This window comes from Streptomyces sp. NPDC056128 (assembly GCF_042263835.1).
Taxonomy (GTDB): Bacteria; Actinomycetota; Actinomycetes; order Streptomycetales; family Streptomycetaceae; genus Streptomyces.
The window spans coordinates 40,937-54,440 of the sequence record NZ_JBHJVQ010000040.1 but is presented as its reverse complement, the minus strand read 5'-3'; the positions used below and the strand labels follow the sequence as shown (position 1 = coordinate 54,440).

8 protein-coding genes are annotated in these 13,504 nt (G+C 71.7%); 2 read left to right on the top strand and 6 right to left on the bottom strand.

Features of this window, described 5'->3' with window-relative positions:
• Positions 1–174: 174 nt before the first annotated feature.
• The 3 genes from ACFC1X_RS37560 to ACFC1X_RS37550 all read right to left on the bottom strand — a co-directional run bounded on the left by ACFC1X_RS37560 (position 175) and on the right by ACFC1X_RS37550 (position 3,668).
• Positions 175–513, bottom strand: coding sequence for a P-II family nitrogen regulator (locus ACFC1X_RS37560; RefSeq protein WP_376363186.1), 339 nt, complete (start codon positions 511–513; stop codon positions 175–177).
• Complete coding sequence (locus ACFC1X_RS37555; RefSeq protein ID WP_376363183.1) at positions 510–1,856, bottom strand: ammonium transporter; 1,347 nt, start codon at positions 1,854–1,856, stop codon at positions 510–512. Before ACFC1X_RS37555 ends, ACFC1X_RS37560 begins: the two co-directional genes overlap by 4 nt.
• Positions 1,857–2,171: 315 nt before the next feature.
• Entirely contained in the window at positions 2,172–3,668 is a 1,497-nt protein-coding gene (locus ACFC1X_RS37550) for a hypothetical protein (RefSeq protein WP_376363180.1), read from the bottom strand.
• Positions 3,669–4,114: 446 nt separating this feature from the next.
• On the opposite strand from ACFC1X_RS37550, the gene ACFC1X_RS37545 reads away from it, so the two are divergent.
• On the top strand, positions 4,115–4,786 hold the full coding sequence (locus tag ACFC1X_RS37545; RefSeq protein WP_376363177.1) for a bifunctional DNA primase/polymerase: 672 nt from the start codon (positions 4,115–4,117) through the stop codon (positions 4,784–4,786).
• Positions 4,787–5,082: 296 nt separating this feature from the next.
• Here the strand turns inward: ACFC1X_RS37545 and ftsY are convergent, their stop codons facing one another.
• A complete protein-coding gene (gene ftsY, locus ACFC1X_RS37540) occupies positions 5,083–6,291 on the bottom strand; it encodes a signal recognition particle-docking protein FtsY (RefSeq protein WP_376363174.1) in 1,209 nt (402 codons plus the stop codon).
• A gap of 176 nt (positions 6,292–6,467) precedes the next feature.
• Here ftsY and ACFC1X_RS37535 point away from each other — a divergent pair, with 176 nt between their 5' ends.
• Positions 6,468–7,922, top strand: a complete 1,455-nt coding sequence (locus tag ACFC1X_RS37535) for a cytosine permease (RefSeq protein ID WP_376363171.1) — start codon at positions 6,468–6,470, stop codon at positions 7,920–7,922.
• 404 nt (positions 7,923–8,326) lie between these two features.
• Here the strand turns inward: ACFC1X_RS37535 and ACFC1X_RS37530 are convergent, their stop codons facing one another.
• Both ACFC1X_RS37530 and smc read right to left on the bottom strand, forming a co-directional pair.
• Complete coding sequence (locus tag ACFC1X_RS37530; RefSeq protein ID WP_376363168.1) at positions 8,327–9,745, bottom strand: sugar porter family MFS transporter; 1,419 nt, start codon at positions 9,743–9,745, stop codon at positions 8,327–8,329.
• A gap of 185 nt (positions 9,746–9,930) precedes the next feature.
• Positions 9,931–13,500, bottom strand: coding sequence for a chromosome segregation protein SMC (gene smc / locus ACFC1X_RS37525; protein ID WP_376363165.1), 3,570 nt, complete (start codon positions 13,498–13,500; stop codon positions 9,931–9,933).
• Positions 13,501–13,504: the final 4 nt, after the last annotated feature.

Genomic DNA, 13,504 nt, shown 5'->3' with positions numbered 1-13,504 from the left:
GACAGCCTGTGGTCGGTATGTTCGGCGTGGGCCGAAGGGCGCGGCGGCCCGGACCGCGCCCCCTCGGTGAGGAGGCGCAGCCGGGCCGCCGCGTAGCCGCCGGGTCCCGAGTCCTCTGCTTCTTTCGTCACGTCCGTACTCGTCACCCGGCGACTCCTGTTCTGGTTTCCCGCCTCAGAGGGCGTCCGGACCGCGTTCGCCGGTCCGCACCCGTACGGCCGTGTCGACCGGGACGGACCACACCTTGCCGTCACCGATCTTGCCGGTGCGGGCCGCCTTGACCACGACCTCGATCAGCTGATCGGCGTCGTCGTCCTCGACCAGCACCTCGATGCGGATCTTGGGCACCAGGTCGACCGTGTACTCGGCGCCCCGGTAGACCTCGGTGTGGCCGCGCTGGCGGCCGTAGCCGCTGGCCTCGGTGACGGTCAGGCCGTGGACCCCGAAGGCCTGGAGGGCCTCCTTGATCTCGTCGAGCCGGTGCGGCTTGACGACGGCGGTGATGAGCTTCATGCGTCCACCTTCTTGCTCGCGGTCTGCGTGGCCGTCGGGGCGGCCGTGGCGGCGGTCGTCCGGGCGGCACCGCCGCCGGCACCGCTGAAGTCGTATGCGGTCTCGGCGTGCTCGGCCTGGTCGATGCCGGTCACCTCGTCGTCCTCCGGTACCCGCATGCCGATGGTCTTGTGCAGGATCAGGGCGAGGATGGCAGAGACGACCAGGGAGTAGGCGAGCACCCCGAAGACACCGGCGCACTGCTTCCAGAACTGGTCCAGGCCGCCGCCGTAGAAGAGGCCCTCGACGTCGGACTGGCCCTTGCCGGAGGCGAAGAAGCCGACGAGGAGGGAGCCGAGGATGCCGCCGACGAGGTGGACGCCGACCACGTCGAGCGAGTCGTCGTAGCCGAACCGGTACTTCAGGCCGACCGCCATGGCGCAGAGCACACCGGCGATGACGCCGATGGCGATCGCGCCGAGCGGGGAGACCGCGCCGCCCGCCGGGGTGATGGCGACCAGACCGGAGACGGCGCCGGAGGCCGCGCCCAGGGTGGTGAAGGCGCCGTGCCGGATCTTCTCGTAGGCGAGCCAGCCGAGGACGGCGGCACCGGTGGCGACCTGCGTGTTGACGAACATCAGCGCGCCCACGCCGTCGTCGTTGCCGAGCCAGGAGCCGGCGTTGAAGCCGAACCAGCCGAACCACAGCAGGCCGGCGCCGAGCATGACCAGCGGCAGGCTGTGCGGGCGCATCGGGTCCTTCTTGAACCCGACCCGCTTGCCGATCACCAGGATCACGCCGAGGGCCGCGGCGCCGGCGTTGATGTGCACGGCCGTACCGCCGGCGAAGTCGATCACGCCCAGCTCGAAGGCCCAGCCGCCGGCGCCCCAGACCCAGTGCGCGACCGGGAAGTAGACAACCGTGGCCCACAGGGCGATGAACAGCGCCCAGGCGGTGAACTTCACCCGGTCCGCGAGGGCGCCGCTGATCAGGGCGGGTGTGAGCACCGCGAACATCAGCTGGAAGACCAGGAAGACGAAGACGGGGATGGTGTAGCCGTCCCACAGCTCGGTCAGGCCGATGCTGCTGAGGCCGACCCAGTCGGAGTTCCAGCCGACGATGCCACCGGTGTCGGTGCCGAACGCCATGGAGAAGCCGTACAGCACCCACAGGACGGTGACGATGCCTAGGCTGATGAAGCTCATCATCAGCATGTTCAGGGTGCTCTTGACGCGGACCATGCCTCCGTAGAAGAAGGCCAGGGCCGGCGTCATGAGCATCACCAGGGCGGAGCAGATGAGCATGAAGCCTGTGTTGGCGGCAGAGAGCTCCGTCTCTGCGGCAAGCGTGATGGCTGGAGCCATCGGCGTCTCCTCGTCGTTGGTACGGCCCCGTGCGGGCGAAGCCTGGGCGGGACTGAGGGGGCGGGCCGGTTATGCGCCACGACATTGGCGCAGCGCCGTTTCGGTCGGTGCCCCCCGTTGTTTCGCCGCCGTGACGAAGGCGCCGGGTGTGTTACGCGTGAGTGAACTGCCGGATGCGGGTCCAAGCGATCGTTATGGTGGCGCAACGTCCCGCACCGGGGCATGAGCCGGCCGCGGCGGCCTCCGAATGACCTGGCATGGGGGAGCCGAGTCGGGCAGTTCGGGAGGGCCGGCCGCGGCCGGGGTCGGTGGGTGTCAGACCGCTTCGGCGGTCTCCGGAAGCTCGACGGCGAGCCGCTCGGTGAGGTCGACGATCTCGCCGAGGTCGCCGAAATCGCGTACGGCCGTGTCGACGGTTTTGCGGATGCGGGTGTTGACTCGTTCGGAGCGGACCTTCTTGGCGATGCGCATGGCCTCGACGGCCACGACGGTGCTCTCCTCGGGTTCGCGGCGCAGCAGGTGCACGGTGGCCATGCCGATCAGGTTCAGCGCGTAGGAGCGCTGGTGCTCGTCGTCCTCGGCGAACAGCTCCACGGCCCGGCGCATCAGGGGATCGGCCAGGGAGGCGTAGGCGGGGCTGCGGCCGGCCACGTAGGCGAGGTCGCGGAAGGAGTGGCTGTTCTCGCCGTAGAGCTCGGCCTCGGAGAAGAAGCGGATCCAGTCGGGGTCGGGCTCGTCCCACTCGGCGGCCTCGGCGAAGGTGTCCTCGGCCATGCGCACCGCGCGCTTGCAGCGGCCGGGCTGTCCCATGTTGGCGTAGGCGCGGGCCTCCATCGCGTACAGCATCGACTGGGTACGGGGGCTGGCGCAGTCCCGGCTGCCGTACTGGGCGAGGTGGACCAGCTCCAGGGCGTCGTCGGGCCGGCCGAGGTGGATCATCTGGCGGCTCATGCTGGAGAGGATGTACGAGCCGAGCGGCCGGTCCCCCGCCTCCTTGGCGGCGTGCAGGGCGAGCACGAAGTACTTCTGCGCGGTGGGCTGGAGCCCGACGTCGTACGACATCCAGCCGGCCAGCTCGGCCAGCTCGGCGGCGACCTTGAACAGCTTGGCGCGGGTGGTCTCGGTCTGGGGTTCCTGGAGCAGGTCGGTCACCTCGTGCAGCTGGCCGACCACCGCCTTGCGGCGCAGGCCGCCGCCGCACTGGGCGTCCCAGCGGCGGAACATGACGGCGGTGGACTCCAGCAGCTCCAGCTCCGGGCGGGAGAGCCTCCCGCGCGCGCGGGAGGCCGGAGCGGGCTCGCGCCCGGCGGACGGGGCGGCCGGGGGCGAGGGGACGAGCCAGCGCTGCATGGGCTCGATGAGGGACGGGCCCGCGGAGAGGGCCAGCGAGCTGCCGAGGAAGCCGCGCCGCGCCAGCATGAGGTCGCTGCGCGAGAACTCGCTGAGCAGGGCCACGGTCTGCGGGCCCGTCCAGGGCAGGTCGACCCCGGTCGCGGAGGGCGTGGGGCGGGTGGAGCGCAGGCCCAGGTCCTCGACGGAGACGACGACACCGAAGCGCTCGGAGAACAGCTCGGACAGGATCCGCGGGATCGGCTCGCGCGGATTCTCGCCGTCCAGCCAGCGGCGCACCCGGGAGGTGTCGGTGGAGATGTGGCCGGCGCCCAGCTGACGGGCCCGGCGGTTGACCTGGCGGGCCAGTTCGCCCTTGGACCAGCCGCTGCGGGCGAACCACGAAGTGAGCAGCTCGTTCGGGCGCTTGTCAGCGTGCGACGCGCTTCCCGCGCTCGTACCGCTTCCGCCGTTGCCGCTCACTGGAACGCCCCCATCCCTGAGACCACCTGTCGCCGAGTGCGCCAAGCCCTATCAGAATGCCGGTGGTTGGGGCCCTCCGTCCGGCGGTTGCCACCCTTCGAACGGAAAGCCGAGTTGCCTCCGGCATACCCACAAGTGCATGTGCCCCACGGCTCCATGCACACAAAGTAGTCCTACGATCACTCGTCCAGCCATGGCGATTGCGGAATCGCCACCATTCGCCACCCCTTCGAATGAACTCCCCCCGGCCGGGACGCGATTCACTTGACATAGGCCAACCGGGAGTAGGTGCAAGGGTGCACACCGGGGCGTGCGTCGTCGGGCACACCACCCCGGAGTGCTTCCGGACGCTGTCTGAACCGCGTCGCACTGGGGAGTTGGAAGCAGAGAGTCACGTTTCACGTCCGCTGCGTAACCGCCGCTGTGTCGGACCCGTTGGAGGGGGCATGGGCTTCACGATCGGCATCGGCAGCAGTCGGGGCATGCGCGAGATCCGGTCCGGCGCGCGCCGCCGCGGCCGCGCCGCCGAGTGCACCGTCGTGGCCGAGTTCACCGGGCTCTGGGGCTGGGACGTGGTGCCGGGCGCCCGGACCGCGGCGGGTGCCTGCTCGTGCGGGCGGTCCGACTGCCCGGCGCCGGGCGCGCATCCGCTGGACTTCGCCCCCCGGGTGCCGGCCGGGGCGACCCTGGACGGAGCGAGCGAGGCCTGGGCCCAGTTCCCGGGTGCCGCGGTGATGCTGCCGGTCGGGCGGACCTTCGACGTGATCGAGGTCGCCGAGGCCGCCGGGCTGCGGGCGCTGACCCGGCTGGAGCGCATGGGCCTCCCGCTCGGTCCGGTCGCGGCGACCCCCGACGGCCGCGCCCACTTCCTCGTCGCCCCGGGCGCCGCCGCCGAACTGCCCCGGCTGCTCTACCGGCTGGGCTGGGACGACCCATCCGCCCTCGACCTGCGCGGCCTCGGTTCCGGTACGTACATCACGGCCCCGCCCTCCGACCGCGGCGGCCGGGGCCCGGTGCGCTGGCTGCGCCACCCGGACCTCGACTCGGCCACCAAGCCGCCCGCGGCCCGTCTGCTGCTGGGCACGCTGGCGTACGTCGCCCACCGCTCGCGGGCGTAGGAGGCCGGCCAGGCCGGCCGCTCCGGCGCGGAGGCCGTACGGCGATCCTGCGCGAAGGCCCGTACAGCGACACTGCACGGAGGCCCGTACAGCGACACTGCACTAGGGCCCTTACGGCGACATGACCGGCCCGCCCGCCACGGCGTGCCCCGCCCGCCTACGACGGCGCGAGCGCGCCCCCTACGGCGACGAGCCCACGCCCCCTACGACGAAGCGCCCGCTCCCCGGCGTGATTCCGGGGGGCGGGCGCTCATGTATGCGTCGGAGTCCGCTCTGGTTCGTCGCGTCTCGGCGGGTCACTCTCCGATGAGGGCGTCCACGAAGGCCGCGGGCTCGAACGGCGCCAGGTCGTCCGCGCCCTCGCCGAGCCCGATCAGCTTGACCGGCACGCCCAGCTCGCGCTGTACGGCGACCACGATGCCGCCCTTGGCGGTGCCGTCCAGCTTGGTGAGCACGATGCCGGTGATGTCGACGACCTCGGCGAAGACCCGGGCCTGGATCAGGCCGTTCTGACCGGTGGTGGCGTCGAGCACGAGCAGCACCTCGTCCAGGGGGGCGTGCTTCTCCACGACGCGCTTGACCTTGCCCAGCTCGTCCATGAGGCCGGTCTTGGTGTGCAGGCGGCCGGCGGTGTCGATGAGCACGACGTCCGAGCCCATCTCCTTGCCCTCCTTGACCGCGTCGAAGGCGACGGAGGCCGGGTCGCCGGCCTCCGGGCCGCGCACGGTGTGCGCGCCGACCCGCTCGCCCCAGGTCTGGAGCTGGTCCGCGGCGGCGGCACGGAAGGTGTCGGCGGCGCCGAGGACGACGGTGCGGCCGTCGGCGACCAGGACGCGGGCGAGCTTGCCGGTGGTGGTGGTCTTGCCGGTGCCGTTGACGCCGACGACCATCACGATGCCGGGCTTGCTGTTCGGCGGCTCGGTCTTGACCTCGCGGTCCATGTCGGGGCCGACGAGGTTGATCAGCTCCTCGCGCAGCAGGGCGCGCAGCTCGTCGGGGGTGCGGGTGCCGAGCACCTTCACCCGCTCGCGCAGCCGCTCGACCAGCTCCTGGGTGGGCTGCACGCCCACGTCGGCGGTGAGCAGGGTGTCCTCGATCTCCTCCCAGGTGTCGTCGTCGAGGTGCTCCCGCGAGAGCAGGGTGAGCAGGCCCTTGCCGAGGGCGTTCTGCGAGCGGGAGAGGCGGGCACGGAGCCGGACCAGTCGGCCGGCGGTGGGCTCGGGAACCTCGATCTGCGGGATCTCGAGCTCTTCGACGACGGGCGGCTCCTCGACGGTGGCGGTGCCGCCGTCCGGGAGGTCGACCTCCTCTATCGTCCGGCGCGTTTCGTCGCGCGGCGTCTCGGCCTCGTCGCCGACGTGCGGTTCGGCCGGAGGGGCGGTGATGTCGGGCGTGGTGGGCGGCGGCGGAGGCAGCTGCTTCTTGCGACGCGAGCCCACGAGCAGCCCGCCGAGCGCGCCGATCACGACCACGGCGATGACTACAGCAAGGATGACGATTTCCATAACGCGTCCAGTATCAGCCATGGACCCCGAGGACACCCCCCTCGTCGCTTCCTCCAAAGGACAAAGGCCCCTGGAGGGCAGGAGTCGGATCAAAGTACGATGGAGGAGGCTGCGTCAACGCGCGTAGAGTCCCGACCGCCCCCTCTTCTCCCACGATCGAGGCACGGACCCCCCACATGAGCAAGACCGCCGAGAACGAAGGCGCCCTGGAAACCCGTGGCATCGAGCAGGTGCCCGACCACGAGCGCACCGCCCGGACCCGTGAGCTGTTCCCGACCTGGGTCGGCGCCAACATCAGCGTGCTGCTGCTCACGATGGGCGCGAGCCTCGTCGTGGCGTACCGGCTCAACTTCTGGCAGGCGCTGGTCGTCGCGGCCGCCGCGCCGGTCGTGTCGTACGGCCTGGTCGGGCTGATCGGCATCGCCGGGAAGCGCGGCGGGGCTCCGGGGATGGCGCTGTCGCGGGCCGTGTTCGGCCAGCGGGGCAATCTGCTGCCGGGTTCGCTGATCTGGGTCGCCCGCTGGGGCTGGGAGACGATCAACGCGGTGACCGGGGCGTACGCGGTGCTCACCGTGCTGGACATCGTGTTCGGCGTGCGGGCCAACAGCGTGCTGGACATGGTGACGCTGCTCGCCTTCGTCGTGGCGACGTTCGCGATCTCGGGGCTGGGGATCAACGCGGTCCAGAAGTGCAACAAGTACGCGACGTACCTCTTCGGCGCCTTCTCGGTGCTGGTCCTCGGCTACCTGGTCGTCGACACCGACTGGTCCGCGGTCTTCGACCGGTCCGCCGGTTCGGTGGCCGCGATGATCACCGGCGTCGGTCTGATCGCGGCCGGCGGCGTCAGCTGGATCCCGTCCGCCCCGGACTTCACGCGCTACCTGCCGCGCACGGCGTCCTCGAAGGGGATCGTGGGCGTGACCATCGGCGGCGCCGGCATCGTCGTGCTGCCCATGGTGCTGATGGGCATGATCATGGCCGTCTCCACGCCGGACCTGGCCAAGGCCGCCGACCCGGTCTCCTTCCTCGGCGAGATCCTGCCGACCTGGATCGCGGTGCCGTACCTGATCATCGCGCTGATCGGCATGCTGCTGATCAACTCGATGTCCATGTACTCGGCCGGCTTCACGGCCCAGACCCTGGGCTTCACCGTCCCGCGCCACTGGGCGGTCTCGGTCAACGCGGTGATCTCGCTGATCTTCGGCGGTGTGCTGATGCTGGTGGCGACCAGCTTCATGGGCTCCTTCATCGCCTTCCTGTCGCTGCTGGCGGTCGCCTTCTCCGCGTGGGTCGGCGTCTTCGGCGCGGACATGCTGCGCCGCAAGGAGTACGACGGCGAGGCCCTGGCCGACACCGGCCGGACCAGCGCCTACTGGTACCGCGGCGGCTTCTCCCCCGCGGCCGTCGCCGCGTGGGCGGTGGGCCTGGCCGCGGGCCTGATGTTCACCACCTCCGACTGGTTCACCGGCCCCCTCGCCGCGAACAACGTCATCGGCGAGTACGGCCTGGGCTGGGTCGCCACGGTCGTCATCTCCGGCCTGCTGTACGTCGTCCTGCCGAAGCCACCGGTGGTCGTCCCGGCGACGGCGGCCGACCGTGCCGCCGAGCAGCCGGAGTCGGTGACCGTCTGACGCCACCCGCGGACGAACCCACGCGCCCCCTGCACCCTGCGGTGCGGGGGGCGCCGGCGTTTCCGCGCCCCATGCCGGCCGACGCCATGCGCAGGGCGCCTGGTCTCAGCCACGCCCGGGCTCGCATGGCGTAGGGGCCGCCGACGTCTCCCCCGCCGGTGCCTGCGGGCGCCACACCCAAGGAGCCCTTGGCCAGCCCCCTCCACCCGGACCGCGCACGGCGCAGAGTGCGCCGACACCGAGGGCCGTACCGGCCCCGGGAGCCCGCTCGTCGCCGACGGCCAACGGGACACGACAGACCGCCGCCCCCGGTCCGGGCGGATGCGCGGGCCGGGGGCGGCGGACAGTACGGGGAGAGGGGCAGCGGGGACTTGGCCCTTCTCCCCGGGTTCGGGGCGGGGCGGTCAGCCCATCTCCTCCAGGGCCTTGCCCTTCGTCTCCTTCACGAACTTCAGGACGAACGGGATGGAGAGCGCGGCGAAGATCGTGTAGATCACGTACGTGCCGGACAGGTTCCACTCGGCCAGCGACGGGAAGCTCGCCGTGATGGCCCAGTTGGCGATCCACTGCGCGGAGGCGGCGACGCCCAGCGCGGCGGCGCGGATGCGGTTCGGGAACATCTCGCCGAGGAAGACCCAGACGACCACACCCCAGGACAGGGCGAAGAAGAGCACGAACAGGTGGGCGGCGATCAGGGCGATCCAGCCCTGCGTGGCCGGGAGCGTGCCGTCGACCAGGTCGGAGGAGAAGGCCCAGGCCTCCAGCGCCAGCGCGATCACCATGCCGACCGAGCCGATGAGGGCGAGCGGCTTGCGGCCGACGCGGTCCACGAAGATCATCGCGATCACGGTGCCGACGATGTTGATGATCGAGGTCGTGAACGAGTAGAAGAACGACTGCGTCGGGTCGACGCCGACCGACTGCCACAGCGTCGACGAGTAGTAGAAGGCGACGTTGATGCCGACGAACTGCTGGAAGACCGACAGGCCGATACCGATCCAGACGATCGGCTTGAAGAAGAAGCCGCCGCCGAGCAGGTCCTTGAAGGAGGACTTCTCCTCGCGGTGCATCGCGTGCTCGATCTCGGCGACGCGGGCGTCGAAGTCCACGTCCTTGCCCTCGACCTCTTCGAGGATCTCCTTGGCGCGCTCGTGCTTGCCGACGGAGACCAGGAACCGCGGGGACTCCGGGATGGCGAAGGAGAGCAGGCCGTAGACGATCGCCGGGACGACCATGATGCCGAGCATGACCTGCCAGGCCTCCAGGCCCATCAGCTCACCGCGCTGGTCGCCACCGGCGGCGTTCAGCAGACCCCAGTTGACCAGCTGCGAGACCGCGATGCCGAAGACGATCGCGGCCTGCTGGAAGGAGGCGAGGCGGCCGCGGTAGGCAGGCGGGGAGACCTCGGCGATGTAGGCCGGGCCGATCACGGAGGCCATGCCGATGGCGAAGCCGCCGATGACGCGCCACATGGCGAGGTCCCACAGCGCGAAGGGCAGCGCGGAGCCGACGGCGCTGACGGTGAAGAGGACCGCCGCGATCTGCATGCAGCGGATACGGCCGATCCGGTCCGCGATCCGGCCGGCGGTGGCGGCGCCGATCGCACAGCCGATCAGCGCGACGGCGATGACCTGGGCCAGCATGGCGGAGCCGACGTCGTAACGGTCGCGGATGGCCTCGACGGCACCGTTGATCACGGAACTGTCGTAGCCGAAGAGGAAACCGCCCATCGCGGCCGCCGCCGCGATGAAGATGACGTGCCCGAGATGCTCGGGATGAGCCGTCCTGGCTCCTGAACTGGCTGCCTGCGCTGTGCGGGACACGTGTACTCCTCGGGCTACCGGCAACGCCGCCGGGGTGGATCGCCTTCGGGCACCCCGAAAGGAACCTGAAGGTAAAAGCAACGTTGCAGAGACTATGCCTTCAAGTATCGAAGTCAATAGGCCGAGTGCTGTGAGTTTATAGATGCCTCAGTGAGCTATGTGTTCAAGAGTTGAAGTAATTGAGGTCAGGACTGGCGCAGCCGCTGACTGATGACCTTCGACACACCGTCGCCCTGCATGGACACGCCATACAGCGCGTCGGCGACCTCCATCGTCCGCTTCTGGTGCGTGATGACGATGAGCTGCGAGGCCTCCTGCAGCTCCTGCATGATCCGGATCAGCCGCTGGAGGTTGGTGTCGTCGAGCGCCGCCTCGACCTCGTCCATGACGTAGAACGGGCTGGGCCGCGCCTTGAAGATCGACACCAGCATCGCCACCGCGGTCAGCGAACGCTCCCCGCCGGAGAGCAGCGAGAGCCGCTTGACCTTCTTCCCCGGCGGCCGTGCCTCGACGTCCACGCCCGTGGTGAGCATGTTGTCGGGGTCGGTCAGGATCAACCGCCCGTCACCGCCCGGGAAGAGCCTGCTGAAGACGCCCTCGAATTCCCGGGCCGTGTCCCGGAACGCCTCGGTGAAGACCTGCTCGACGCGCTCGTCGACCTCCTTGACGACCTGGAGCAGGTCGGCGCGGGTCTTCTTCAGATCCTCCAGCTGCTCGCTGAGGAACTGGTGCCGCTCCTCCAGCGCCGCGAACTCCTCCAGGGCCAGCGGGTTGACCTTGCCCAGTTGCTGGTAGGCGCGTTCGGCTGCCTTCAGGCGCTTCTCCTGCTCGGAACGGACGAAGGGGCGTGGGCGGTTGCGCGGGTGCTCGGGGTCCTCCGGGAGTTCCTCGCCCTCGGCGGGGGGCGAGGGCGGCACCGGCTGATGGGGGCCGTACTCGGCCGCCAGCCCCGCCGGTTCCACACCGAGTTCCTCCAGCGCCTTGGTCTCCAGCTGCTCGATGCGCAGCCGCTTCTCGGCGCCGAGTACCTCCCCCCGGTGAACCGAATCCGTCAGCTTGTCCAGCTCCGCCTTGAGGTCGCGCCCCGCGGTGCGCTCGGCGGTCAGTTCCTGCTCGCGCCGGGCCTTGGCCGCCTCGGCGAGGGTGCGCTCCTCGTCGGCGCGGGTCAGCGAGACCTCGACGTGGGCGAGCAGTTGCCGGGCGCCGGCGGCGACCGCCTCGGCGACGGCCGCCTCGTGCCGCAGCCGGGCCCGGCGCTGTTCGGCACGCGCGCGTGCCTCGCGTTCGGCGCGGGCGGCCCGGTCCAGGGAGTCGGCCCGTCCGGCGAGGCCCTTGACCCGCTCCTCGTGGGTACGGACCTGGAGGCGCGCCTCCATCTCGGTCTGGCGGGCGTTGGCGCCGTCGGCGGCGAGCCGGTCGCGCGCGGAGGTGTCGGGCTCCTCCTCGACCGGCATCTCCTCGGCCACGGCCAGCCTCTCGGCCAGTTCCTCCACGTCCATCAGCGCCTTGTCCAGCGCCTCCTGCGCCCGCGCCGCCGCCGCGGTGGACCGTTCCGCCTCCCCGGCGGCGCCCCGCGCCTGACCCGCGAGCCGGCCCAGCTGCTGCGCGACGGACGACTTCTCCCGGTCGGCGGCCCGGCGCCGCTCCCCCAACTCCTCGACGAGCCCCGCGCACTCCCGGCGCCGGGCGACGGCCGCCTCCTGGGCCCCGGCCAGCTCCTCGCACCGCACGGCCAGCTCCTCCAGCTCGGCGGCGGCCCGGTCCACGGACGCCTGCACCTCCAGGAGACTGGGCGCCCCGGCGGACCCGCCCTGGGCGAAGTACGCGCCGAGCAGGTCGCCGTCGGCGGTCACGGCGGTCAGCCCGGGCCGGGCGTAGACCAGGTCCTCGGCGTCCTCCAGGGTGGCGACGACGACGATCCCGCGCAGCAGCCGCCGCACGGCGGGCATCAGGTCGGACGGGCCCCGGACGAGGTCGGCGGCGTACGGCGCCCCGTCGGCGCGCGGTTGGTCCGGTACGTCGTCGGGGCCGCCGGCGAGCAGCAGGGCGGCCCGGCCCGCGTCCTGCTTGCGCAGCAGGCGGATGGCGTCGGCGGCGGCCGCCGGGGAGGTGACCGCGAGGGCGTCGGCGGCGGCACCGAAGGCGGCGGCCAGGGCGACCTCGTGACCGGGCGTCACGGTGAGCAGTTCGGCGGCCGGGCCCAGCAGACCGGTGAGCCGGTCCTTGGCGGCGAGCACCGCCCCGGTGCCGTCCTTGCGGCGCAGACCGAGGGCCAGGGCCTCGTGGCGGGCCCGCGTGGCCGCGCGCTCGCGCTCCGCCACGGTGGCCGCCTCACGGGCGGCACCGAGCGCGGCCTCCGCCTCGGCCAGCCCGCGCTTGGCGGCGTCGTGCCGCTCGGCGAGTTCCTGGTCGTCGGCGTCGAGGCCGTCGACCTCGGCCTGGAGCGTCTCGTACTCCTCCTGGGCGGCGGCGGCGCGTTCCCGGGACTCGTCCCTGGCCTCGGCCAGCCGCTCGATCTCGGCCTGGGCCGAGGCGGCGCGCGACCGGGCGGCGCCGACCTGGCCGCTGAGCCGGGCCAGCCCCTCACGGCGGTCGGCGATCGCCCGTGCGGCGTCCTTGAGGCGGCGCTCCTCCTGGGCCAGCTCGCGTTCGAGGTCCGCGCGGTGGGCGACGGTGTCCTCCAGGGCGTGCTCGGCCGCCTCCAGGGCCGCTTCGAGTTCCGCCTCCTGCTCGCGGACCCGGGCGGCCTCGCGCTCCAGCTCCTCCGGGTCGCGGCCGCGGCGCTCCTCGGGAGGCGCGGAGGTGGCGCTCTTCACCCGCGCCTCGGCCAGCGAGACGGTGCCGCGCACCCGCTCGGCGAGCTGGGACAGCTCGTACCAGGTCTGCTGGGCGCGCTGGAGGCGCGGGGTCAGCCGGCGGACCTCGTCCTCCAGGTCGGCCTCGCGGCGCAGCGCCTTGCCCAGTTCCCGTTCGGCGGCCTCCTTGCGCTCCTTGAGCGCGGCCTCGTCGGCGATCTCGGCCTGGAGCGCCTCGCGCAGCCGTACCAGGTCGTCGGCGAGGAGCCTGAGGCGCGCGTCGCGCAGGTCGGCCTGGATGACGGCGGCCCGTCGCGCCACCGCGGCCTGCCGGCCCAGCGGCTTGAGCTGGCGCCGCAGCTCGTCGGTGAGGTCCTGCACGCGCGCGAGGTTGGCCTGCATCGCGTCCAGTTTCCTGAGCGCCTTCTCCTTGCGCTTGCGGTGCTTGAGGACGCCCGCGGCCTCCTCGATGAAGGCTCGGCGGCCCATCGGGTCGGCGTGCAGGACGGAGTCGAGCTGGCCCTGGCCGACGATGACGTGCATCTCGCGGCCGATGCCGGAGTCGGACAGGAGTTCCTGGATGTCGAGGAGGCGGCAGGTGTCGCCGTTGATCTGGTACTCGCTGCCGCCGTTGCGGAACATGATCCGCGTGATGGTGACCTCGGCGTACTCGATGGGCAGCGCCCCGTCGGAGTTGTCGATGGTCAGCGACACCTCGGCCCGGCCGAGCGGCGGGCGGCCGGTGGTGCCGGTGGTGCCGGCGAAGATGACGTCCTCCATCTTGCCGCCGCGCAGCGACTTGGCGCCCTGTTCGCCCATGACCCAGCTGAGCGCGTCGACGACGTTGGACTTGCCCGAGCCGTTCGGTCCGACGACGCAGGTGATGCCGGGCTCGAACCGGAGCGTGGTCGCCGAGGCGAACGATTTGAACCCGCGCAGGGTCAGGGCCTTCAGGTGCACGCCG